This is a genomic window from Aliiroseovarius crassostreae (assembly GCF_049803815.1).
Lineage (GTDB): Bacteria > Pseudomonadota > Alphaproteobacteria > Rhodobacterales > Rhodobacteraceae > Aliiroseovarius > Aliiroseovarius crassostreae_A.
In genome coordinates this window covers 794,729-817,346 of record NZ_JBNAGI010000001.1, presented here as the reverse complement: position 1 = coordinate 817,346, position 22,618 = coordinate 794,729, and the positions used below count along the sequence as shown (strand labels likewise).

The window sequence follows — 22,618 nt, the reverse complement described above, 5'->3', positions numbered from 1 at the left end:
GAGTGTCAGATCAGATCCTTGATTAGCTGGAGCAGCTTGTCGGTCGCACCGGACAGCGCAAGCACACCACTGACTTTTTCGCGAAGATCTTTCACCATAGCCGTAATTGCGCTCAATCGCCTTTTTCCGACGACTTCCTCGGCAATAGTTTCCGTTAGCTCAAGTGCCTCATTTTTGTCGGGATCACTTAATTCCGAACTGTTTAACAGTGTCTGAACAATCTGCTCAATTTGAGTTGCGATGGCCTCAACCTCTGAGCCTTTGGACAGCGTAATTGCGGCATCAATTTTTTGAATGGAGCCGGTGTTCAGAACTCCAACTTGTGAATTGGATACTTGAATGTTGGTCAAAGTTGGCGCCCTTTGTATAGCTCTTGCGATATGTTCCACCGGAATCATGCTGCTCGAAGCTGAAAATCCAACCATGGCGGCCATATCGCTTTCGGCCTTATTTAGCATTACCACATTTTTGAGGAAGTCGATGCTCTGCACGTGATGCCACGTCGAATAGCAGCTGAGACATAGGTGTATATGGTTGCTTTCTTTTCCAAGATCGTAAAATGCTGGTCGATCACATTGGTGGCATTTCATAACGTGTTTTGCTTTCAAGGTTTTCGAGTTTTTCGATCCTAGAAGTAAACTCGATGAAACTCCAGCGGTCCACCCAGGCGCGACGCAGCCGGGCCACGCCCGACCCTCCCCCATGGGAGGGCGTTCTGCAACGGATCAGAATGCTGGTTCGTTTTGGGCGGGGCGATCTCAGCGTAGAGTGCGACCTAGCCGAAACGCTCCCCCAGGGTCGGGCGTGGCCCTGAGGTCCGCCCCCTACCGCAGCAGCTCGTCCACCAGCCCAATCACCTCCAGCACCTTGAATGTGGTCGGATCGGCGCGGTAGATTAGCTCGCCCACGCGGTAATAACTGTGGCGGGGATCGAGCCTGTATCGATCATAATCGGTGATGCGTTCAAACCGCTGATCGTACAGATAATCGCCTCGTTTCGGTTTCGCGTGACCCGGCGGCACGCAGGGCGGGTTCTTTTTGGCAAGCCCCGGGGGGCAGCCGCCAACACCGTATCCTTTCGCCTTGCCATGCCCCTTCCCGGCAAGCGTGGCCGTGGCCATCAGCGGCACAAGGGCGAGGATCAGGGCGGCTTTGATAGGTGCGTTCATTCTCACTTCCATCATGCAGTGTGTTTCGACGCCTCAATGGCTGATGCGCCTGTTGAGCATGTGGTTAGATGCGCGGCCAGTGTTATCCAATATCACCGGGATCTGGCGCGAGGATTTGCCGATTTCTGCAGGTGAAAAGCAAAACCGCGCCGAAGGGCGCGGTGCGTGGTTTCTCGCAGTGAGATGGCGCGGCCCGCGCGTTTCCTTCGGACACTCGCGACAGCGCGTTCAAGGGATCAGGTCATGACCACTTGTAATTAAAGCTCACCGACAGGCGTTCTTCTTCGCCGGTGTTTTGCATCACCTCATGTCTGAGCCAGCTTTCCCACAAAAGCACATCGCCCTCGGCCGGGCGTTTGGTGATGAAGGGTTGCAGATCCTCGCGCGCGTTTTTGCGGCGTGGCGGTGCGGCCATCATCCGGGCGTGGCGCGGGTCTTCGTAGCGCAGGGCGCCGGCGCCTTCGGGCAGCGCCAGATAGGTGGTGCCGGAAATCACCGAATGCGGGTGGATATGGGCGGAATGATAGCCGCCGGGGGGCAGGATATTGATCCAGATGTCTTCCAGCACCAATTCGCGCTCATCCAGATTGAACTCCAGATCCTCGGCAAAGGCGGCGACATGTTTATCAAGGCTGTCGACCAGATCCTTGAAGATCGGGAACCGCCACGGCAGGTCGGTCAGCGAGGCATAAGAGGTGTAGCCGGGATAGCCCTCACTCTCACACCATTCCTGCCCCGCCTCGTCATCCTCGGCGATGGAATAGCAGCTGTCATAAAGCTCGTCGGGATCAATGGCGGGGCCATGTTCGGACAGTTGAGCGTGGTAAAGGCGGGTCACGAAGAGAGAGGATATATTGGCCATGGGCTGTTGATAGCTGAGTCTCGATCTGCGTGCGAGGGGAAATGGGAGCACAGATGTGAGCGTAAACTTGGGGCGCGGGTTGGGCGGATTGACGTGACGCCCGTGCGCGCGCATTTCGAAGAAAACTAGAAAACTAGAAAACTAGAAAACTAGAAAACTAGAAAACTAGAAAACTAGAAAACTAGAAAACTAGAAAACTAGAAAACTAGAAAACTAGAAAACTAGTTTTCTGGTTTTGTCAGCTGTCAATTCGTCTGATATCAAAGCGCCATAGGTGTTGGATTGTGGGGCGCGCGCGTCCGATAACGCTTGGATCCCGTCGCAAACACCATCCGGGATCGTCGGCACGCAGAAAGCCCAAACTTTCCCTTGCCCCCAACCGCCATCCCCCCTATAGAGGCGCATCGCATGGATTCCGGTCACGGGATTCGTGTGTTTTGACATTCACCCACCAGGTTCAGGGTTACCTGTCGTCATAAGGACAGCGCTCTCTGGTGCAAGGAAAGGACAAGGCGAAATGAACGCCAAGGAACTTCGTGAGAAGTCGCCTGAGGAGCTGCGTGCTGCTCTGGCAGACCTGAAGAAAGAAGCCTTCAACCTGCGCTTTCAGCAGGCCACCGGCACCCTCGAAAACTCGGCTCAGATGCGTAAGGCACGTCGCGATGCGGCCCGTGTTAAAACCATTCTGAACGAAAAAGCTGCGCAAGCAGCTGAATAAGAGGAGCCAAGAGCATGCCCAAGCGTATCCTGCAAGGTGTCGTCACCAGCGCCGCCAACGAACAAACCGTCACCGTTTCGGTGGAACGTCGTTTCAAGCACCCGCTGCTGCAAAAGACCGTTCGTAAGTCGAAGAAATATCGCGCTCACGACGAAAAGAATGCCTACAAGGCTGGCGACACCGTCCGCATCATCGAATGCGCGCCGAAGTCGAAAACCAAGCGTTGGGAAGTTCTGGAAGGCTAAGTTCTACTTACCTTCCCGGACGACTTAACAAGTCGAAACCCTGGGGGTTCCGCCATGCATCGGCGCCCCAAAGGTCGGGAGAAACCACATGATCCAGATGCAAACCAATCTGGATGTAGCTGACAACAGCGGCGCCCGCCGTGTTCAGTGCATCAAGGTTCTGGGTGGTTCCAAGCGTAAATACGCATCCGTTGGCGACATCATTGTCGTCTCGGTTAAGGAAGCCATCCCGCGCGGTCGCGTTAAAAAAGGGGACGTCCGTAAGGCCGTCGTCGTGCGCACCGCCAAAGAGGTCCGTCGTGAAGACGGCACCGCCATCCGCTTCGACCGCAATGCGGCCGTTATTCTGAACAACAACAACGAGCCCGTGGGCACCCGGATCTTTGGCCCGGTTGTTCGCGAACTGCGCGCGAAGAACTTCATGAAGATCATCTCGCTGGCTCCGGAGGTGCTGTAAGATGGCTGCTAAGCTGAAAAAAGGCGACAAGGTTGTCGTTCTGGCCGGCAAGGACAAGGGCAAAGAAGGCGAAATCGCTTCCGTAGACCCGAAGGCCGGCAAAGCCGTGGTTGACGGCGTGAACATCGCCATCCGCCACACCCGCCAGTCGCAAAACTCGCAAGGCGGTCGCATCCCCAAGGCGATGCCGATCGACCTGTCGAACCTGGCAATCCTTGACAAGAACGGCAAAGCGACCCGTGTTGGCTTCCGCGAGGAAGACGGCAAGAAAGTGCGTTTCGCCAAATCGACCGGGGAGACCATCTGATGGCTGACTATACCCCTCGTCTGAAAGCTGCCTACGCCGACAGCATCCGTGCCGCTCTGAAAGAAGAGTTCGGCTATAAGAACGACATGCAGATCCCGCGTCTGGACAAAATCGTTCTGAACATCGGGTGTGGTGCCGAGGCTGTGAAAGACTCGAAAAAAGCCAAGTCGGCTGTGGCTGACCTGACCCTGATCGCGGGCCAACAGGCCCTGACGACCAAAGCCAAGAAATCCATCGCTGGTTTCCGTGTCCGCGAGGACATGCCGCTGGGTGCGAAAGTGACCCTGCGCGGGGACCGGATGTATGAATTCCTGGACCGTCTGATCACCATCGCGATGCCCCGTATCCGCGACTTCCGCGGCGTTTCGGGCAAGTCGTTCGACGGTCGTGGCAACTATGCCACCGGCCTGAAAGAACACATCGTCTTCCCGGAAATCGACTTTGATAAAGTTGATGAAACCTGGGGCATGGACATCGTGATTGCCACCACCGCGAACACCGACGCGGAAGCAAAGAGCCTGTTGAAGCACTTCAACATGCCCTTCAACAGCTGATCCGCGGGAAGGAAAAGACATGGCTAAAAAAGCAATGATCGAACGCGAGAAGAAGCGTCAGGCGCTGGTGGAAAAATACGCCGCCAAACGTGCCGCGCTGAAAGAGATCGCAAACGATGAATCGAAGTCGATGGAAGAGCGTTTCAAAGCGCGTCTGAAACTGGCTAAACTGCCGCGCAACTCGTCGGCCACACGCTTGCACAACCGTTGCCAGCTGACCGGTCGTCCGCACGCTTACTATCGTAAGCTGAAAGTATCGCGGATCGCACTGCGGGAACTGGGCTCGAACGGCCAGATCCCCGGTCTGGTGAAATCGAGCTGGTAAGGGAGAGAAGATATGAACGATCCTATCGGCGATATGCTCACCCGTATCCGTAACGCTCAACTGCGTGGGAAATCCACTGTTTCGACCCCCGCGTCGAAACTGCGCGGCTGGGTTCTGGATGTGCTTTCTGACGAAGGTTACATCCGCGGCTATGAGGCTGGCACTGATGTCAACGGTCACCCGACCCTTGAAATCAGCCTGAAATATTTTGATGGCACCCCGGTGATCCGCGAACTGAAACGGGTCTCTAAACCCGGTCGTCGCGTATACATGGGCGTGAAAGACATCCCGCAAGTCCGTCAGGGCCTGGGTGTGTCGATCGTGTCCACCCCGAAAGGTGTGATGTCGGACGCAAATGCTCGCAGCCAGAACGTTGGCGGCGAAGTGATTTGCACCGTCTTCTAAGGAGGTCTGAATGTCTCGTATTGGTAAAAAACCGGTCGAGCTGTCCGCTGGCGCAAGCGCCTCGGTTTCAGGTCAGACCATCGAGGTAAAGGGGCCGAAAGGCACCCGTACCTTCACCGCCACCGACGATGTGACCATCACTGTTGAAGACAACGTTGTTTCGGTAGAGCCTCGCGGCAAATCGAAACGCGCCCGTCAACAGTGGGGCATGACCCGCACCATGATCGGTAACATGGTTACCGGCGTGACCGAAGGCTTCAAAAAAGAGCTGGAGATCAACGGTGTTGGTTACCGGGCTCAGATGCAGGGCAACACCCTGAAACTGAACCTGGGCCTGTCGCATGACGTTGACTATGTTGCACCCGAGGGCGTCACCGTGACCGCCCCCAAGCAAACCGTCATCATCGTTGAAGGCATTGATCAACAACTCGTCGGCCAGGTTGCGGCAAACATCCGCGAATGGCGCAAGCCCGAGCCCTACAAAGGCAAAGGTATCAAATACAAAGACGAGTATATCTTCCGCAAGGAAGGTAAGAAGAAGTAAGGACCAGACAGATGGCAAACAGCAAACGGACCCTGTTCCTCAAGCGCCGCCTGCGCGTCCGGAACAAACTTCGCAAGCACAATGTTGGCAAGCTGCGCCTGTCGGTGCACCGCTCCAACAAAAACATCTCGGTGCAGATCATCGACGACGCTCAGGGCAAAACCCTGGCCGCCGCGTCCTCGATGGAAAAGGACCTGGGTGTTTTCGGCAAGAACAACGTGGAAGCCGCTGCCAAAGTGGGCGCCGCCATTGCCGAACGTGCGAAAAAAGCCGGCGTCGAAGAATGCTACTTCGACCGCGGTGGCTTCCTGTTCCACGGCAAAGTGAAGGCCCTGGCCGACGCTGCGCGTGAAGGTGGCCTGAAGTTCTAAGACTTGTGGCGGGCATCGGGTTTCCCGGTGCCCTCCCGATGATCCGGGGGCCGGGCAGGGGATCCTCTCGTCCGGTTCACCAGGGTTGAATTTTTCGGCGTCCTAAACGCCACTCAGAAAGGAATGCCAAATGGCAGAACGTGAAAATCGCCGTGGCCGTGGCCGCCGCGAAGAAGAAGCACCGGAATTCGCCGATCGCCTGGTCGCGATCAACCGCGTGTCGAAAACCGTAAAAGGTGGTAAGCGCTTTGGCTTCGCCGCTCTCGTGGTTGTTGGTGACCAAAAAGGCCGCGTCGGCTTTGGCAAGGGTAAAGCGAAAGAAGTGCCCGAAGCCATCCGCAAAGCCACCGAGCAAGCCAAGCGCCAGATGATCCGCGTGCCGCTGCGAGAAGGCCGCACCCTGCACCACGACATCGAAGGTCGTCACGGTGCCGGCAAGGTGATCATGCGTACCGCCCCGGAAGGGACCGGGATCATCGCCGGTGGTCCGATGCGTGCCGTGTTCGAAATGCTGGGCGTGAAAGACGTGGTTTCCAAGTCGATCGGCTCGCAGAACCCCTACAACATGATCCGTGCAACCATTGACGGCCTGCAAAAAGAAGCAAGCCCGCGTCAAATCGCACAGCGTCGTGGTAAAAAAGTGGCTGACATCCTGGGCAACAAAGACGCTGCCCCGGCCGAAGCCGCTGACGCGTAAGGAGATCTGACCAATGGCTAAAACCATCGTTGTAAAACAGATCGGTTCCCCGATCCGTCGCCCCTCGAAACAGCGCCAGACGCTGATCGGCCTGGGCCTCAACAAAATGCACAAAACCCGTGAACTGGAAGACACCCCCGCCGTGCGCGGCATGGTGAACAAGGTTTCGCACATGGTTGAGATCATCGAAGAGAAAGAGTAACCCTCTTTTCCCTTTGAGAGCTAGGAACACCCCGGTCTGGAAAGGCCGGGGTGTTTTGCATAGAAACGGACTATGACCCAAGAATTGTCCATAGCTGTTGTAGAGCTGAAATCCGAACACCGGGATGCCATGCTGGATTTAGTGCTCACTTGGGCAACAATCGATGGCGCGCTGAGTATGTTGCTCGCAAATGTGCGATCGAAAAGCTGGGTCGATGCCGCTGATGAAATCCGAAAGCTCCGAGGGTCCAATAAGCTTGCACAGGTTATTCGTGCGTTGAAGGATCTGGAAAACGGAGCTGAAGCAGCTCGAAAGTTATGCAAGATCAAGAGGCGATATGAGAAGCACTCTAAACTTCGTGACCATATAGCTCATTCACGATGCATAGGAGCGAGTGAGGTTGATCCTAACTGTATAGTATTTCTTACTTTTGAGCGCGTTGGCGAAAACAGGCTGGCTATGTATCAGGTGCCTGTTGAGGAAATGAGAGAAGCCAATAGTTGGGGTGTTGATTTTGTCCACTTGCTTTATCGGCTGACAAGAAAAGAGTAACCCCGATCAATCTGTTCGGACCCGGACGTAGGCCGGGCAGCGCCCGACCCTCCCGTCGCACCGGAGGTGCGCTTTTGTTTGGCGGCATGCCTCTGGCATGACGGGAGGGCGCTTTGGCAACGGCTCAAATTACAATCCGGTACTGCTGGTTGCGATGCTACCCCTCAACTGAGTGTTCTCATGCGCCCACCCAGGGTCGGGCGCTGCCCTCACCATTGACCAGCTCGTCACATCATTAACCACTCCCCCACATCCACCCCGCATCTTCACCCGACGCTCACACTTCCCCGCCACGCTTCCCTTGGGGGCGAGAGGCGTGAGACATGACCACAGACATCATCAGGCTGTTCCAGCCGGTACTGCCAAAGTCGCAACAAGATGACCGCGACGGGAAACATCGCTGACCGCATACGTATCGCAATTCCCCGGAGTCCCGTGTGTGCCTGTCAGCCCGTCATGACATTGCCATGACGTGACCCATGCATTCTCTGCAACCCAGGGCTTCGAAGACTCGAATGGTTATCTAACATGTTCACCCCTAAGAGGGGCGCAACAGACATCTAATTCTAGGACACACCGATATGGCCGTGATCACCGCACCCGTTGGCCTTGTTGCCGTTCTCTTCGCCACCATCCTCGTGGCCGTGAAAAAATTCCTCGCGTCGGAACCGACCCCAACCTGGACCGAATATATGCACAAGTGCAACTGCGGCAAATAAGCCCGCTCACTTTGCAAACCAAAAACCGGCGCCCCTCCCGCGCCGGTTTTTGCGTATCAGCCCATCTGCCCTCTTTGGTCCCGAAATATCCCGGGGTGAGCGCGCCCGCAAAGCGGGCGGGCGAGGGGCAGCGCCCCTTTTCCCAATCCACACTTGATCCAGCCCCCACGCTGTTCTATACGCCCCCGGTGGGCATCCGCCCGCAGAATCAAAATCAAGAAACGCCGTGTTTGGCCCCTTCCGCTTCGTGGGTCAGTTCCGGCAAAGGAGAAGCGACATGAAACTTCATGAACTGCGCGACAATCCCGGCGCAACCAAACCGAAAAAACGCGTTGGCCGTGGTCCCGGCTCTGGCATGGGTAAAACCGCAGGCCGTGGTATCAAAGGTCAAAAATCGCGTTCGGGTGTGGCCATCAATGGTTACGAAGGCGGCCAAATGCCCCTCTATCAACGTCTGCCCAAACGTGGTTTCAGCAAACCGAACCGTAAGAAGTTTGCTGTGATCAACCTGGGTCTGATCCAGAAATTCATCGACGAGAAGAAGCTCGACGCCAAAGACATCACCGAAGACACGCTGGTGGCTTCGGGTCTGGTGCGCCGCAAGCTGGACGGTATCCGCGTGCTGGCCAAAGGCGACCTGACCGCCAAAGCCAACATCACCGTGACCGGCGCTTCGAAATCGGCTGTTGAAGCCGTCGAAAAAGCTGGCGGTAAACTCACCGTGGCGGCTCCGGCTGCGGCCGAATAAGACCTTGTGAGGGGCGCAATTGCCCCTTACATGTCTACCTACGTTTTCAAGCGCCGCCAGAGCCGGGAACGGTCTGGCGGTGTTTTACTTGAATGAGGGGGCCTTATGGCATCTGCAGCAGAACAAATGGCGGCAAATATGAGCTGGGGGGCTTTTGGCAAAGCAACCGAGCTGCGCCAACGCATTTTCTTCACCATCGGCTTGCTGATCATCTATCGCATCGGCACCTATATCCCGGTGCCCGGCATTGATGCAGGCGCCCTGCGCGAGTTCATGGAACAGGCGCAATCGGGCATTGCCGGCGTTTTGGGCATGTTCACCGGCGGCGCGCTGTCCCGGATGGGCATCTTTGCCCTGGGCATCATGCCGTACATCTCGGCCTCGATCATTGTGCAGCTTCTCAGTTCCATGTGGGAACCCTTGAAGCAGCTCAAGAAAGAAGGCGAGCAAGGTCGCAAGAAGATCAACCAATACACCCGCTATGGCACCGTTCTGCTGGCCACCGGGCAGGCCTTCGCGCTGGCAAACTCGCTTCAGGCGGGCAGCCTGGTCACCACGCCGGGCCTGTTTTTCCTCGCCTCCTGTGTGATCACCCTTGTGGGCGGCACCATGTTCCTGATGTGGCTGGGCGAACAGATCACCGCACGCGGTATCGGCAACGGCATCTCGCTGATCATCTTCGTCGGCATCGTCGCCGAAATCCCCGCCGCTTTGGGCCAGTTCCTGGCCTCGGGCCGCTCAGGCGCGATCAGCCCCGGAGTGATCATCGGTGTGATGGTGATGATTGCTGTCGTGATCGCCTTTGTGGTCTTCATGGAACGCGCGCTGCGCAAGGTGCATATCATGTATCCGCGCCGCAATGTGGGCATGAAAGTCTATGAGGCCAACAGCTCGCACCTGCCGATCAAGGTGAACCCGGCGGGCGTGATCCCGGCGATCTTCGCCTCGGCCCTTCTGCTGCTGCCGACCACAATCTCGACCTTCTCGACCGGCCAGCACGGCCCGGTGATGTCGACGATCCTCGCTTATTTCGGCCCCGGCCAGCCGCTCTATCTTCTGTTCTTCACCGCCATGATCGTGTTCTTCACCTTCTTCTACACCAAAGAAGTTGCGTTCAAGCCGGACGATGTGGCTGACAATCTGAAGAACCAGGGCGGGTCCATTCCGGGCATCCAACCGGGCAAGAAAACCGCCGCTGCCCTGGATTATATCGTCACCCGCATCCTGGTGCTGGGCTCGGCCTACCTGGCCGCGGTCTGCCTGCTGCCGGAAGTGCTGCGCAGCCAGCTGGCCATCCCGTTCTACTTCGGCGGCACCTCGGTTCTGATTGTGGTCTCGGTGACCATGGACACGATCCAACAGGTTCAGTCGCACATGCTGGCGCACCAGTATGAAGGCCTGATCGAGAAATCCCAACTGCGGGGCAAAAAACGCAAGAAAAAAGGACCAGCCAGACGATGAACATCATTCTTCTCGGACCACCTGGCGCCGGTAAAGGCACACAGGCACAAATCCTGGTAGACGAGCGGGACATGATCCAGCTCTCCACCGGGGACATGCTGCGCGAAGCCAAAAGCTCGGGCTCCGAGATGGGTCTCAAGGTCGCCGCCATCATGGATGCCGGTGGGCTTGTGACCGATGAAATCGTCATCGGCCTGATCAAGGAAAAGCTGCAGGGCGACAAGAAGGGGGGCTTCATCTTTGATGGCTTCCCGCGCACCCTGCCGCAAGCCGACGCACTGGCGGCTCTGTTGGAAGAGCAGGGCGAGAGCCTCGATATGGTCATTGAAATGCAGGTGGATGACGAAACGCTGGTCAAGCGCATCGTCAACCGCGCCGCCGAGGCGGTCGCCGCCGGGAAAGAAGCCCGCGCCGACGACAACGAAGAAAGCGTGCGCTTCCGCCTGATGGAATACTACAAGAAGACCGCGCCCCTAATCGGTTACTACTGGGCCAAGGGCGGGTTGAAATCCATCGATGGTCTGGGCACGATCGACGAAGTAAAAGCGTCGATTGCGGGGCTTCTGGACCGCTGATCGTTCGCTGATCCGGCACTTGTTTGAACGCCGCGCCACCGCGCGGCGTTTCGCTTTGGGGCAGGCGGGCACCACCTCGGGCTGCGCCCAGACCCCCGAAGCTCCGCACGCAAGCCACCGCACCGGGCCCCGCGCGCCAGCCGTGGCCCGCGCGGGATTTTCCCGGCTGAAACCACCCGCCGGAATTCCTGCCTTGACCTTTCTTTAAAACCCTTCTAAGTCACCCCATCCCTTACGGGAATCGGTGAGTCTTTACGGGTCGCGCCCGGAAGCCACCAGACCAGAGTTCAGCACGAGCCCGCAGGAAAAAACTCCGCGGGCTTTGGTTGTGAAAAAAGGTTCCGGAACTACGGAACCGCAACGAAAAGGAAAAATACACTTGGCACGTATCGCCGGCGTAAACCTCCCGACCCACAAACGGGTCCCGATCGCCCTGACTTATATCACTGGTATTGGCCACACTTCGGCCGAAGCCATCTGCGACTCCCTGAACATCGACCGCTCTCGTCGCCTGAACGAACTGTCGGATGCCGAAGTTCTGGCCATTCGTGAGCACATCGACGCCACCTACACCGTTGAAGGTGACCTGCGTCGCGAAGTGACCATGAACATCAAGCGCCTGATGGACCTGGGCTGCTACCGTGGCCTGCGCCACCGTCGCAACCTGCCGGTTCGCGGTCAGCGCACCCACACCAACGCTCGCACCCGCAAAGGCCCCGCAAAGGCCATTGCCGGTAAGAAGAAGTAAGGGAGGGTTTGACCAATGGCTCGTGATAAGACCCGCATGAAGCGCAAAGAGCGCAAGAACATCGCGTCGGGCGTTGCCCACGTGAACTCGTCGTTCAACAACACCAAGATCCTGATCTCGGACGTGCAAGGCAACGCCATTTCGTGGTCGTCGGCTGGCACCATGGGGTTCAAAGGCTCGCGCAAGTCGACCCCGTATGCCGCTCAGATGGCTGCGGAAGACGCTGGCAAAAAAGCCCAGGAACATGGCGTGAAAACCTTGGAAGTCGAAGTTCAGGGCCCCGGTTCGGGTCGTGAATCGGCTCTGCGCGCCCTGGCCGCAATCGGTTTCAACATCACCTCGATCCGCGACGTGACCCCGATTGCCCACAACGGCTGCCGCCCGCCGAAGCGCCGCCGCGTGTAAGCACCAAAATTACCGCCGGGGAGCAGCACGCCTGCCCCCCGGCTTTTGTCGTTTTTCAACCTCGGGCGTCCTGCCTATACGGAACATGGGGCACGGACAGGAATGGAGGGACACATGATCCATAAGAATTGGGCAGAATTGATCAAGCCGACCCAGCTGGACGTCAAGCCGGGCAATGATCCCGCGCGTCAGGCCACCGTTGTGGCAGAACCGCTGGAGCGTGGCTTTGGTCTGACGCTTGGCAACGCGCTGCGCCGCGTTCTGATGTCGTCGCTGCAAGGTGCGGCCATCACCAGCGTTCAGATCGACAACGTTCTGCACGAGTTCAGCTCGATCGCCGGTGTGCGCGAAGACGTGACCGACGTGATCCTGAACCTCAAAGGTGTGGCCCTGTCTATGGAAGTGGAAGGCCCCAAGCGCCTGTCGATTTCCGCCAAAGGCCCGATGGTTGTGACCGCTGGTGACATCTCGGAATCGGCTGGCATCGAAGTCCTGAACAAAGACCACGTGATCTGTCACCTTGACGATGGCGCGGATCTGTTCATGGAACTGACCGTCAACACCGGCAAAGGCTATGTCGCTTCCGACAAGAACAAGCCGGAAGATGCGCCGATTGGCCTGATCCCGGTGGATGCGATCTATTCGCCGGTCAAGAAAGTGTCGTACGACGTGCAGCCGACCCGCGAAGGTCAGGTTCTGGACTATGACAAGCTGACCCTGAAGCTGGAAACCGACGGGTCCGTGACCCCGGATGACGCGGTTGCCTTTGCGGCCCGCATCCTGCAGGACCAGCTGTCAATCTTCGTGAACTTTGACGAGCCGGAAGCTGCGGGTCGCCAGGACGAAGATGATGGGCTCGAGTTCAACCCGCTTCTCCTGAAGAAAGTGGACGAACTGGAACTGTCGGTGCGGTCGGCCAACTGCCTGAAGAACGACAACATCGTTTACATTGGCGATCTGATCCAGAAGACCGAAGCCGAGATGCTGCGCACCCCGAACTTCGGCCGCAAGTCGCTGAACGAAATCAAAGAAGTGTTGTCCGGCATGGGCCTGCACCTTGGCATGGATGTCGAAGAATGGCCGCCTGAAAACATCGAAGAGCTGGCGAAGAAATTCGAAGACCAGTTCTAAGATTGACAAGTTTGCGGGGGCGGCGTAGAGCGGCCCCCGTGAGCATTCCCAGTAAAAATGGGTACCGGTTTTGCGGTTCGGGAATGCGACATAAGAATGCCCACATTGGTGGGGAAATGGCCTCTCGGCGATTTTCAGTGAAAATCACCTGACGGCCGGTGCGAGATCACAAGGATTTCACACCCGGGCAATCCTGCCCCAAGGAGAGGGACCGACACGCATCGGTTCTCAGACAAAGCACCGCTCATTCAAGGGCACCAAAGAAGGATAAAGAAAATGCGTCACGCTCGTGGTTACCGCCGCCTGAACCGCACCCATGAACACCGTAAAGCCATGTTTGCCAACATGGCCGGTTCGCTGATCGAACACGAACAGATCAAAACCACCCTGCCGAAAGCCAAAGAGCTTCGCCCGATCATCGAGAAAATGATCACCCTGGCGAAACGCGGCGATCTGCACGCCCGCCGTCAGGCCGCATCGCGCCTGAAGCAGGACCAGCACGTGGCCAAACTGTTCGACGTTCTCGGCCCGCGCTTTGCCGAGCGCAACGGTGGTTATGTTCGCGTTCTGAAAGCTGGCTTCCGCTATGGTGACATGGCCCCGATGGCGATCATCGAATTCGTGGACCGTGATGCCGACGCCAAAGGTGCCGCTGACCGCGCCCGCCTGGAAGCTGAAGAAGCAGCTGCCGAAGAATAAACCCGGCTCATTTGACCCGGTGAAAACCCCGCCTTTTGGCGGGGTTTTTTATTGCCTGCATAACCTTGCTTTCTACAAGCTTGCTGCGACAAATTCTGACTTGTTGGAAAAATATTTCCCCCTTGGGAATGCGCTGTTTTTCTTTTCTTTTCATGGTGTTTTGCACGGTTAAGGAAAGCGTATGACGCTTGCAATCGCCGTTAAGTTGTTTGACAATGCGGGTGCCGTCCAAAATGATGTGCATCCAGAATATGCGCGAAAGTCACAGGGAAAAAATCACGTGAAAGGTCTCGATCAGGGGTTGGCCAAGTTGGCTGACTTGTCCCCAAAAGGGTATGCGCTCGGGCTTCATATCCGGTACGCCTCAGCACATCTGATGATCCAGACCTATGATCCCCGCTGGACCGAACTTTATACGGAAAAAGGGTATATGCTGGGGGACCCTACCGTGTTTTGGGGATTTGGCAATGAAGGCGCGATTCGCTGGAGCGACGTGGACTTGCCAGACCCGCATGGCATTCTGGATCAGGCCGCCAGTTTCGGGCTGACCTACGGGTTGGTCGTATCCTATGGACCGACCTCGTCCCGCACAATCGGCGGGTTCGCCCGGGATGACCGCGAATTTACCGATGACGAGATCGCCAGGATCCAGGACATTGTCGCCGAGCTGCACGAAAAATCTACCCCCCCCGAACAGCTGACCTCCGCGCAGCGCATGGCGCTTCGCCTGATTGCAAAAGGCAGCCGCCACGCCGAGGCCGCGGCCCTTCTGGGCATTTCGGAAAGTGCACTGAAGGCGCGGTTGCGCTCGGCCCGCGAACGGCTGTTTGTGCGCACCACTGCCGAGGCCGTACAGCGCGCGCAGGAATACAACCTGTTGTGATCCCCATCGTCGGGGTCGCGGTGGCATTGTGAACGTTTTGCTCTTTTCACCCTTCGGGCAGCGGCCTAGTCTTCGCCCATGACCGATCTCTTTGACACCCCTCCAGACCCGGCAGGCCCGGATGCCGACACCCCGGCCACCACGGCCCCGCGCCCGCTGGCGGACCGGCTGCGCCCCAAAACCCTGGGGGAGGTGATCGGGCAAGAACAGGTGCTGGGCCCGGAGGCTCCGCTGGGCGTGATGCTGGCCGCAGGCGCGCTTGGGTCGTTGATCTTCTGGGGGCCGCCCGGCGTGGGCAAAACCACCATCGCGCGGCTGCTGGCCCATGAAACCAACCTGCATTTCGTGCAGATCAGCGCAATCTTTTCCGGCGTGCCCGAACTGCGCAAAGTGTTCGAGGCCGCCAAGATCCGACGCCAGAACGGGCAGGGCACCCTGTTGTTTGTTGACGAGATCCACCGTTTCAACAAAGCCCAGCAGGACGGGTTTCTGCCCTATATGGAAGACGGCACCATTCTGCTGGTGGGGGCCACCACGGAAAACCCGTCCTTTGAACTCAATGCCGCTGTGCTGTCGCGTTCGCAGGTTCTGGTGCTGACCCGGCTGACGCTGACTGATCTGGAACGGTTGGCGCAGCGGGCCGAGAAGGAACTGGACCGTGCCCTGCCGCTGGATGGCCCGGCGCGTGAGGCGCTGCTGGAGATGGCCGATGGGGATGGGCGCGCGCTTTTGAACCTGATCGAGCAGGTCATGGCGTGGACACTGCCGGCCGAGGGCGGCAAGCTCAACACCGAAACCCTGTCAAAACGGCTGATGAAACGCGCCGCCGTCTACGACAAGTCGGGCGATGAGCATTACAACCTGATCTCCGCCCTGCACAAATCCATCCGCGGGTCAGACCCGGACGCAGCGCTTTATTGGCTCGCGCGGATGTTAGAGGGCGGTGAAGACCCCCGGTTTCTCGCGCGCCGGCTGACCATGATGTCGACCGAAGACATCGGGTTGGCCGACCCGCAGGCCAACACCGTGTGCCTGAATGCCTGGCAGACCTACGAACGGCTGGGCAGCCCGGAAGGCGAGCTGGCGCTGGCCAACGCCGCCGTCTATCTGGCGCTTGCGCCAAAATCCAACGCGGTCTACGTGGGCATCAAATCGGCCCGTCGTGCGGCGAAGAAAACCGGGTCGGAACCGCCGCCCAAACACATCCTCAACGCGCCCACCTCGCTGATGGAAGATCAGGGCTATGGCGCGGGCTATGAATATGATCACGACGCGCCTGACGGGTTTTCCGGCCAGAACTATTTCCCGGACGGGATGAAGCGCGGGGTTTATTACCTGCCGGTGGAACGCGGCTTTGAACGCGAATTGAAACGCCGGGCGGATTACTTTGCCAAACTGCGGGACAAGCGGGGCAGGGGGTAGGGGCGCTGCCCCTCGCGAGACAAGCTCGCTCACCCCGGGATACTTAAGACCAGAAAATAAGGTCAGGACATCGGTAAGCCATAGGGAGAATGAAGTGTCAGAGCAGACGAGCAAAGCGCAAGCGGTTCCGGTGTGGGATCTGGCGTTGCGGGTGTTTCATTGGCTGTTGGCGGCGGCGGTGATCGCCACCATTGTGCTGGCGAAGTTCGGCCCAGCCATCATGACGTTGCATTTTTACCTGGGCTATCTGGTGATCGGCCTTCTGGTGTTTCGTCTGATCTGGGGGCTGGTGGGGCCGAAGCCCGCGCGGTTTGCCAGTTTTATGTTTGGTCCGCGCGCCACCTTTGCCTATTTGCGCGATCTGCCCGCGCGCAGGCCCAGTTTCTGGCCCGGGCACAGCCCGGCGGGCGCTTTGTCGGTCTTTGCATTGCTGGCGGTTCTGGCCGCGCAGGCGGCAACCGGGCTCTTTTCGGATCCCGATGATTACATCAATGCCGGGCCGTTGGCGCGCTGGGTGGAGTTTGAATGGGCTCGCTGGGCCAATGGCTGGCACCACCGCCTGTCCAATCTGGTCATCGCGTTGATCGGGTTGCATCTGGCCGCAATCCTGTTTTACCGGATCTGGAAACGCGAGGATCTGGTGACGCCGATGATCACCGGCGTGAAAGCGGTGCGCGATCCGGGTGAAAACACCCCCGACGCTTGACAATATGGGCCGGGCGGCGCAGTCAGGCGCCATGATGACACATCTTTTGCACGTGGCCCTTGGCGGGGCAATCGGCGCCTCCCTGCGCTATCTGACCAATGTGGGCGCGATGCGCGCCTTTGGGCCGGGCTTTCCGGCGGGCACCCTGGTGGTGAACGTGTTGGGGTCCTTCCTGATGGGGGTTTTGATGGTGACGATCGCGAAGAAAGGCGGGCAGCCGTTGGCGCCTTTCCTGATGACCGGGGTGCTGGGCGGGTTCACCACCTTCTCGGCCTTTTCGCTCGATACGCTTGCGCTTTATGAACGCGGCGAACACGGGCTGGCGCTTGGCTATGTGCTCGCGTCCGTGGGCCTGTCGCTGGCGGCGATTGTGGCGGGGGTTTTTGCCACCCGTATGGTGCTGGCATGAGCGGCGTGCAGAAGATCACCCTTGGCCCGGATGAGGCCGAACAACGGCTGGATCGTTGGGTCAAACGGATCTTTCCCCATGTGGGGCAGGGGCGCATCGAAAAGGGCTGTCGCAAGGGCGAGTTCCGCGTCGATGGCGCCAAGGCCAAACCCTCGACCCGCGTGGGGCCGGGGATGGAGGTGCGCATTCCGCCGCTGCCCGTGCCCGAAGGGGGCATCGAAAGCCGCCCCAAGGCGAAACCGAAGGTCAGCGACGCCGACGCGAAATTGATCCAATCCTGCGTGATTTACCGCGACAAGCACATCATCGCGATCAACAAGCCGCCCGGCCTGCCGACCCAAGGTGGGTCGAAACAGACACGCCATGTGGATGGGCTGTCGGAAGCGTTGAAGTTCGATTACGAGGAAAAGCCGCGCCTTGTGCATCGGCTCGACAAAGACACCTCGGGCGTGTTGCTCTTGGCGCGCACGCAGGCGGCGGCCTCGGGCCTGACCGCCGCGATCCGCCACAAGGAAACGCGCAAGATTTACTGGGCGGTGGTGGCCGGCGTGCCGGTGCCCTATCTGGGCGAGATCCGCTTTGGTCTGGTCAAAGCAGGTGGCGGAGGATCGGGGCAGGGCGAGAAAATGCACGCGGTGCATCCGCGCGACATGTCATCCACGCCCGGTGCCAAACGCGCGCACACGCTTTATGCCACGCTGTTTCGTGTCGCCTCGCGCGCTGCCTGGGTGGCGATGGAGCCGATCACCGGGCGCACCCACCAGCTGCGCGCGCATATGGCCGAAATTGGCCACCCGATCATTGGCGATGGCAAATATGGCGGGTCCGGGCAGGAAAACCTTGGTGACGGCTGGGGCGCGATGATGGGCGGGGTGATTTCGAAGAAACTGCACCTGCACGCCCGTTCGATGACCTTCCAGCATCCCGTGACCAAACAACCCGTCACCGTGACCGCCGATCTGCCTGACCATATGGCGCAGACCTTTGACACGCTGGGCTGGACCCCGGATCTGGCCGCAGATGACCCGTTTGAGGCGCTGTGAGTGGGATGATCTTGAAGGGGGCCGTAAGACATGAACGCACCGCGTGGGGCGAAGCCACACGGCGCCCGACCCTCCCCCCGGGAGGGCGCATCTCTTCTGTTGCCGATTGCACCACCGCATTGCCCGGGGGGGGCTGTGCCCCTCTGACCGACGTCATGATGCGCCCACCCAGTGTCGGGCGCCGTGTGGGAGCCCCTTATGTCTGACCTGAAACTTGCCGTTTTCGACGTTGATGGCACGCTCATTGACAGTCAGGATTTCATCGTCGAAGCCATGTCGCGGGCGTTCACCGACATGGGGGTCGCGGTCCCGACCCGCAAAGAGATCCTGTCAATCGTCGGCCTGTCGCTGCATGACGCCATTGCCACGCTGGTGCCGGAGATGGCGGAGCGGGACGTGGCGCGCGCCGCAGACGGCTATAAGGACATGTTCATCAAGCTGCGGGCGGAAAAAGGCGGCGAGGCGGCCGCGCCGATGTATTCCGGAGCGCGCGCCGCGCTCGAAACCCTGCACAAGCGCGACGAGGTGCTGCTGGGGGTTGCCACCGGCAAGGCCAGACGCGGTCTGGACCACGCCTATCATGCCCATGACATTGGGCATTTCTTCCTGACCAGCCAGACCGCCGACGACCACCCGTCAAAACCACACCCCTCGATGTTGCAGGCCACACTGGCCGACACCGGGGCCGAGGCACATCGGGCGGTGATGATCGGCGACACGGCGTTTGACATTGCCATGGGGGTCGCCGCCGGGTTCAAAACCATCGGCGTGACCTGGGGCTATCATGACACGGATCAGCTGATTGCGGCGGGCGCCGACCGGCTGGTCGATCACTTTGACGCGCTGATCCCGGCGCTGGACGAACTATGGGGGACAACATGAGCGGATGGGCAGCAAAACGGTTCTGGAAACAGACAGAGGTCGCCCCGTGTGAGGGTGGCTTTACCGTGACCCTCGATGGGCGCGCGGTGAAAACCCCGGCGAAAACCGCCTTCGCGGTGCCGACGCGCGCGATGGCCGAGGCGATTGCCGCCGAATGGGAGGCGCAAGAGGACCAGGTGGACCCGAACACCATGCCCGTGACCCGCTCCGCCAACTCCGCGATCGACAAGGTGGCGACGCAATTTGCCGAGGTGGCCGATATGCTCGCGGCGTATGGCGACAGCGATCTTCTGTGTTACCGCGCGACCCATCCGCAGGAACTCATTGACCGTCAGGCCGCCAAATGGGACCCGGTGCTGGACTGGGCGGCAGACGCGCTTGGGGCGCGGCTGAAACCGGTGTCAGGGGTGATTCACAGCCCCCAAGATCCGGCGGCCCTGGCCCGCCTGACCACCCGCGTTCACGCCTTTTCGCCGTTTGAACTGGCGGCCTTTCACGATTTGGTCGGAATTTCCGGGTCGCTGGTGCTGGGATTTGCCGTGACCGAGGGGCATTTGGGCGCACAAGAGGCCTGGGATTTGTCCCGTCTGGACGAAAAATGGCAAGAAGAGCAATGGGGCGAGGACGAAGAGGCCACCAAGCAGGCTGACGTCAAACGCGGCGAATTTCTGCATGCAGCGCTGTTTTTCCGACATTGTGCCGGATAAATCCGTCGCCCTGCCGAAAATCATCTCAACCCCCACGTTAGCGCCTGACAGAATTTGTCGCTTTCCCCGGGGTCACGTATCGATAATTTCGATGTAACCCTTGACGAATTCTGATGAATTCGCCCACACTCTCCGCACGTTGAGGGGGGGATGTCCTCGCTCACCAGCTTACCTGCGGCCCCCGGGCCGTATATAAACGCCCGAACAACCGGGCATCGCCCCAATGAAAGGGGCGGAAAATCAGGAAGAGGTAAATATGAAGAAAACCGTATTTCTTGGCGCACTGACCATTGCTGGTCTCGCTGCTGGCGCTTCGGCGGCTGCCACCCTTGATGACGTCAAGGCCCGTGGCAAGCTGAACTGTGGCGTTGCCACCGGCGTACCGGGCTTTGCCGCGCCGGATGCAAACGGTCGTTGGGAAGGATTTGACGTCTCTGTCTGCCGCGCGGTGGCTGCCGCCGTGCTTGGCGATTCGGACGCTGTGGAATTTGTTCCGACCACCGGCAAAACCCGCTTTACCGCTCTCGCCTCGGGCGAGATCGACATGCTGGCCCGTAACACCACCTGGACCCTGTCGCGTGACGTGGACCTGAAGTTCACCTTCGTTGGCGTGAACTACTATGATGGTCAGGGCTTCATGGTGTCGAAAGATCTGGGCGTAAGCTCGGCCAAGGAACTGGACGGCGCAACCGTCTGTATTCAGACCGGGACCACCACCGAACTGAACCTGGCCGATTTCTTCCGCGCCAACAACATGAGCTATGAACCGGTTCCGATTGAAACCCAGGCCGAAGCCCTGCAGCAATACAATGCCGGTTCCTGCGACGTGTACACCACCGACGCATCTGGTCTTGCCGCAGCCCGTTCGACCTTTGAAGATCCGTCGGCGTCGATCATTCTGCCCGAGATCATCTCGAAAGAGCCGCTGGGCCCGCTGGTCCGCCACGGCGACAACGAATGGGGTGACGTGGTGCGCTGGACGCTCAACGCTCTGATCACCGCAGAAGAGTTTGGCATCACCTCGACCAACGTGGCCGAGCTGTCGTCGGCGCCGGGGGACAACCCGGAAATCAACCGCCTGCTGGGCACCGAAGGCAACCTGGGCGAAATGCTTGGCCTGGACGCTGACTGGGCCCGCCGCGCTATTGCGTCGGTTGGCAACTATGGCGAAGTCTTTGCAACCAATATCGGCGAAGACACCCCGATTGGTCTGGCCCGTGGCCTGAACGCCCAGTGGCGTGATGGCGGCCTGATCTACTCGCCGCCGTTCCGGTAAGAGCAATTGAAGAAGGGCGTGGGAAACCGCGCCCTTTTTCCCAACCAAGCGACTGCACTCTGGCCACGCGCGCAAAAGACGCGCTCCTCAAGATAATCGCCAGAGGCAACGGGGATGTCCCAAATGACCACCATACCTGACCAGCAGCCTCAGGCGTCTTTCCGCCTGTCGATGCTTCTATATGATAGCCGCTATCGGTCGATGACGATCCAGATCATCGCACTGATCGGCTTTTTGACCCTTCTGGGCTGGTTGTTTTCCAACACAGCCAACAACCTGGCCGATCTGGGCAAAGAGCCCAGCTTCCGCTTCCTCAGCGAACCGGCCGGATATGACATCAACCAACGCCTGCTGGAGTATACCAGCCGTGACACCCATTTGCGCGCCTCCTTCATGGGGCTTTTGAACACGCTTCTGGTGGCTGTCATGGGCTGTATCACGGCCACCATCCTTGGCGTGATCATCGGCGTTCTGCGCCTGTCACCCAACTGGATCGTCTCGCGCCTGTCCGCCGTCTACGTCGAAGGGTTCCGCAATGTGCCGGTCCTTCTGTGGATCGTCTTTACCATGGCGGTATTGATCGAAACCTTGCCGGCGCCCAAAGCGTTCCGGGGTGAAAACCCCGAAGCGACGATGAAGCTGTTTGACAGCGTGGCCTTCACCAACCGGGGCATCTATGTTCCGGAACCGCTGTTTCACAACACGCTGGGCAATATCCACCTGTTTGGAAATTCCAGCCTGCGCTTTGACATCAGCATCGATCTGCTGGTGCTGGCTGCGGTGTTCATCGGCGGGCTGTTTATCTCTTCGCGCATCAAACGCCGCGCTGATCGCATACAAGAGGCCACCGGCGACCGCCCGACCACCTGGTATTGGCGTCTGGGCGTTGTGTTTGTGCCGAGCATCATCATTCTGGTGATGCTGGGCTTCCACCTTGGCTATCCCGAACTGAAGGGCTTCAACTTCAAGGGGGGCATCTATATGCGCAACTCCCTGATTGCCCTGTGGCTGGCGCTGTCACTCTATACCGCCGCCTTCATCGCGGAAATCGTGCGCGCGGGGATCATGGCCATTTCCAAAGGCCAGTCAGAGGCCGCCGGTGCGCTGGGGCTGCGTCCGAACCGGACCATGAACCTGGTGATCCTGCCGCAGGCGCTGCGGGTGATCATCCCGCCGCTGATTTCGAACTACCTGAACCTCACCAAGAACTCGTCCCTGGCGATTGCGGTGGGGTATATGGACATCACGGGCACATTGGGTGGCATCACCATGAACCAGACCGGGCGCGAGCTTGAGACGGTTCTTCTGTTGATGCTGGTCTACCTCGCCATCTCGCTGACCATTTCGGCGGTGATGAACTGGTACAATGAATCCGTGAAGCTGAAGGAGCGCTGAT

33 protein-coding genes are annotated in these 22,618 nt (G+C 58.9%); 29 read left to right on the top strand and 4 right to left on the bottom strand.

The annotated features are described in order from the left end of the window. Positions 1–5: 5 nt before the first annotated feature. The 3 genes from ACP15V_RS04025 to ACP15V_RS04015 form a co-directional block, all read right to left on the bottom strand. Complete coding sequence (locus tag ACP15V_RS04025; protein WP_424942385.1) at positions 6–491, bottom strand: hypothetical protein; 486 nt, start codon at positions 489–491, stop codon at positions 6–8. A gap of 333 nt (positions 492–824) precedes the next feature. Then, positions 825–1,169 (bottom strand): hypothetical protein, encoded by a 345-nt coding sequence (locus tag ACP15V_RS04020; protein ID WP_424942384.1) that lies wholly within the window; start codon positions 1,167–1,169, stop codon positions 825–827. 241 nt (positions 1,170–1,410) lie between these two features. Further along, on the bottom strand, positions 1,411–2,031 hold the full coding sequence (locus ACP15V_RS04015; RefSeq protein WP_424942383.1) for a TIGR02466 family protein: 621 nt from the start codon (positions 2,029–2,031) through the stop codon (positions 1,411–1,413). A 517-nt stretch (positions 2,032–2,548) separates the two neighbouring features. Between ACP15V_RS04015 and rpmC the strand changes: the two genes are divergently transcribed. The 20 genes from rpmC to rplQ all read left to right on the top strand — a co-directional run bounded on the left by rpmC (position 2,549) and on the right by rplQ (position 13,894). Further along, positions 2,549–2,749: a 50S ribosomal protein L29 gene (gene rpmC / locus ACP15V_RS04010; RefSeq protein ID WP_424942382.1), complete on the top strand. Its 201-nt coding sequence runs from the start codon at positions 2,549–2,551 to the stop codon at positions 2,747–2,749. Positions 2,750–2,763: 14 nt separating this feature from the next. Further along, entirely contained in the window at positions 2,764–2,994 is a 231-nt protein-coding gene (gene rpsQ / locus ACP15V_RS04005) for a 30S ribosomal protein S17 (RefSeq protein ID WP_424942381.1), read from the top strand. A gap of 88 nt (positions 2,995–3,082) precedes the next feature. Beyond that, positions 3,083–3,451 carry a 50S ribosomal protein L14 gene (gene rplN / locus ACP15V_RS04000; RefSeq protein WP_005621870.1) on the top strand — a complete coding sequence of 123 codons (369 nt, stop codon included), beginning with the start codon at positions 3,083–3,085 and terminating at the stop codon, positions 3,449–3,451. Position 3,452: 1 nt separating this feature from the next. Beyond that, positions 3,453–3,758 carry a 50S ribosomal protein L24 gene (rplX, locus tag ACP15V_RS03995; protein WP_424942380.1) on the top strand — a complete coding sequence of 102 codons (306 nt, stop codon included), beginning with the start codon at positions 3,453–3,455 and terminating at the stop codon, positions 3,756–3,758. Beyond that, positions 3,758–4,312, top strand: a complete 555-nt coding sequence (rplE, locus tag ACP15V_RS03990; RefSeq protein WP_424942379.1) for a 50S ribosomal protein L5 — start codon at positions 3,758–3,760, stop codon at positions 4,310–4,312. Before rplX ends, rplE begins: the two co-directional genes overlap by 1 nt. Positions 4,313–4,331: 19 nt before the next feature. Next, positions 4,332–4,637 (top strand): 30S ribosomal protein S14, encoded by a 306-nt coding sequence (gene rpsN / locus ACP15V_RS03985; protein WP_259786079.1) that lies wholly within the window; start codon positions 4,332–4,334, stop codon positions 4,635–4,637. 12 nt (positions 4,638–4,649) lie between these two features. Further along, positions 4,650–5,042 (top strand): 30S ribosomal protein S8, encoded by a 393-nt coding sequence (gene rpsH / locus ACP15V_RS03980; RefSeq protein WP_424942378.1) that lies wholly within the window; start codon positions 4,650–4,652, stop codon positions 5,040–5,042. 10 nt (positions 5,043–5,052) lie between these two features. Further along, positions 5,053–5,586, top strand: a complete 534-nt coding sequence (rplF, locus tag ACP15V_RS03975) for a 50S ribosomal protein L6 (RefSeq protein WP_424942377.1) — start codon at positions 5,053–5,055, stop codon at positions 5,584–5,586. 11 nt (positions 5,587–5,597) lie between these two features. After that, on the top strand, positions 5,598–5,957 hold the full coding sequence (rplR, locus tag ACP15V_RS03970; RefSeq protein ID WP_055187941.1) for a 50S ribosomal protein L18: 360 nt from the start codon (positions 5,598–5,600) through the stop codon (positions 5,955–5,957). A 130-nt stretch (positions 5,958–6,087) separates the two neighbouring features. After that, positions 6,088–6,654: a 30S ribosomal protein S5 gene (rpsE, locus tag ACP15V_RS03965; RefSeq protein WP_259776496.1), complete on the top strand. Its 567-nt coding sequence runs from the start codon at positions 6,088–6,090 to the stop codon at positions 6,652–6,654. Positions 6,655–6,667: 13 nt separating this feature from the next. Next, positions 6,668–6,856 carry a 50S ribosomal protein L30 gene (gene rpmD, locus ACP15V_RS03960; RefSeq protein WP_259773869.1) on the top strand — a complete coding sequence of 63 codons (189 nt, stop codon included), beginning with the start codon at positions 6,668–6,670 and terminating at the stop codon, positions 6,854–6,856. Between the two features lie 72 nt (positions 6,857–6,928). Continuing rightward, complete coding sequence (locus ACP15V_RS03955; RefSeq protein WP_424942376.1) at positions 6,929–7,408, top strand: hypothetical protein; 480 nt, start codon at positions 6,929–6,931, stop codon at positions 7,406–7,408. A gap of 581 nt (positions 7,409–7,989) precedes the next feature. Next, a complete protein-coding gene (locus ACP15V_RS03950; protein ID WP_424942375.1) occupies positions 7,990–8,127 on the top strand; it encodes a hypothetical protein in 138 nt (45 codons plus the stop codon). A gap of 277 nt (positions 8,128–8,404) precedes the next feature. Continuing rightward, positions 8,405–8,875, top strand: a complete 471-nt coding sequence (gene rplO, locus ACP15V_RS03945) for a 50S ribosomal protein L15 (RefSeq protein WP_424942374.1) — start codon at positions 8,405–8,407, stop codon at positions 8,873–8,875. Between the two features lie 105 nt (positions 8,876–8,980). Continuing rightward, positions 8,981–10,336, top strand: a complete 1,356-nt coding sequence (gene secY / locus ACP15V_RS03940) for a preprotein translocase subunit SecY (protein WP_424942373.1) — start codon at positions 8,981–8,983, stop codon at positions 10,334–10,336. Then, complete coding sequence (locus ACP15V_RS03935; protein ID WP_424942372.1) at positions 10,333–10,911, top strand: adenylate kinase; 579 nt, start codon at positions 10,333–10,335, stop codon at positions 10,909–10,911. The genes secY and ACP15V_RS03935 overlap by 4 nt, the downstream gene beginning before the upstream one ends. A gap of 379 nt (positions 10,912–11,290) precedes the next feature. After that, positions 11,291–11,659 (top strand): 30S ribosomal protein S13, encoded by a 369-nt coding sequence (rpsM, locus tag ACP15V_RS03930; protein ID WP_424942371.1) that lies wholly within the window; start codon positions 11,291–11,293, stop codon positions 11,657–11,659. Between the two features lie 15 nt (positions 11,660–11,674). After that, positions 11,675–12,064: a 30S ribosomal protein S11 gene (gene rpsK / locus ACP15V_RS03925; RefSeq protein WP_133484925.1), complete on the top strand. Its 390-nt coding sequence runs from the start codon at positions 11,675–11,677 to the stop codon at positions 12,062–12,064. Between the two features lie 114 nt (positions 12,065–12,178). Next, positions 12,179–13,195 (top strand): DNA-directed RNA polymerase subunit alpha, encoded by a 1,017-nt coding sequence (locus ACP15V_RS03920; protein ID WP_424942370.1) that lies wholly within the window; start codon positions 12,179–12,181, stop codon positions 13,193–13,195. A 276-nt stretch (positions 13,196–13,471) separates the two neighbouring features. Further along, positions 13,472–13,894, top strand: coding sequence for a 50S ribosomal protein L17 (rplQ, locus tag ACP15V_RS03915; RefSeq protein WP_424942369.1), 423 nt, complete (start codon positions 13,472–13,474; stop codon positions 13,892–13,894). 7 nt (positions 13,895–13,901) lie between these two features. Here rplQ and ACP15V_RS03910 read toward each other — a convergent pair whose 3' ends face one another. Next, complete coding sequence (locus ACP15V_RS03910) at positions 13,902–14,138, bottom strand: hypothetical protein (RefSeq protein ID WP_424942368.1); 237 nt, start codon at positions 14,136–14,138, stop codon at positions 13,902–13,904. 132 nt (positions 14,139–14,270) lie between these two features. On the opposite strand from ACP15V_RS03910, the gene ACP15V_RS03905 reads away from it, so the two are divergent. The 9 genes from ACP15V_RS03905 to ACP15V_RS03865 all read left to right on the top strand — a co-directional run bounded on the left by ACP15V_RS03905 (position 14,271) and on the right by ACP15V_RS03865 (position 22,617). Beyond that, entirely contained in the window at positions 14,271–14,777 is a 507-nt protein-coding gene (locus ACP15V_RS03905) for an autoinducer binding domain-containing protein (protein WP_424942367.1), read from the top strand. Positions 14,778–14,855: 78 nt separating this feature from the next. Continuing rightward, complete coding sequence (locus ACP15V_RS03900; RefSeq protein ID WP_424942366.1) at positions 14,856–16,199, top strand: replication-associated recombination protein A; 1,344 nt, start codon at positions 14,856–14,858, stop codon at positions 16,197–16,199. Between the two features lie 94 nt (positions 16,200–16,293). Then, positions 16,294–16,905, top strand: coding sequence for a cytochrome b/b6 domain-containing protein (locus ACP15V_RS03895; RefSeq protein WP_424942365.1), 612 nt, complete (start codon positions 16,294–16,296; stop codon positions 16,903–16,905). A 31-nt stretch (positions 16,906–16,936) separates the two neighbouring features. Next, entirely contained in the window at positions 16,937–17,314 is a 378-nt protein-coding gene (crcB, locus tag ACP15V_RS03890) for a fluoride efflux transporter CrcB (RefSeq protein WP_424942364.1), read from the top strand. Continuing rightward, positions 17,311–18,357: an RluA family pseudouridine synthase gene (locus ACP15V_RS03885; RefSeq protein WP_424942363.1), complete on the top strand. Its 1,047-nt coding sequence runs from the start codon at positions 17,311–17,313 to the stop codon at positions 18,355–18,357. Before crcB ends, ACP15V_RS03885 begins: the two co-directional genes overlap by 4 nt. 198 nt (positions 18,358–18,555) lie before the next feature. Then, positions 18,556–19,239: an HAD-IA family hydrolase gene (locus ACP15V_RS03880; RefSeq protein WP_424942362.1), complete on the top strand. Its 684-nt coding sequence runs from the start codon at positions 18,556–18,558 to the stop codon at positions 19,237–19,239. Continuing rightward, the gene (locus ACP15V_RS03875; RefSeq protein WP_424942361.1) at positions 19,236–19,946 is read left to right on the top strand and encodes an ATP12 family chaperone protein; all 711 of its coding nucleotides are present in this window, start codon (positions 19,236–19,238) and stop codon (positions 19,944–19,946) included. Before ACP15V_RS03880 ends, ACP15V_RS03875 begins: the two co-directional genes overlap by 4 nt. Positions 19,947–20,202: 256 nt before the next feature. After that, positions 20,203–21,222, top strand: a complete 1,020-nt coding sequence (locus ACP15V_RS03870) for an amino acid ABC transporter substrate-binding protein (RefSeq protein WP_424942360.1) — start codon at positions 20,203–20,205, stop codon at positions 21,220–21,222. Positions 21,223–21,345: 123 nt separating this feature from the next. Further along, entirely contained in the window at positions 21,346–22,617 is a 1,272-nt protein-coding gene (locus tag ACP15V_RS03865) for an amino acid ABC transporter permease (protein WP_424942359.1), read from the top strand. The last annotated feature ends 1 nt before the right edge of the window (position 22,618 follow it).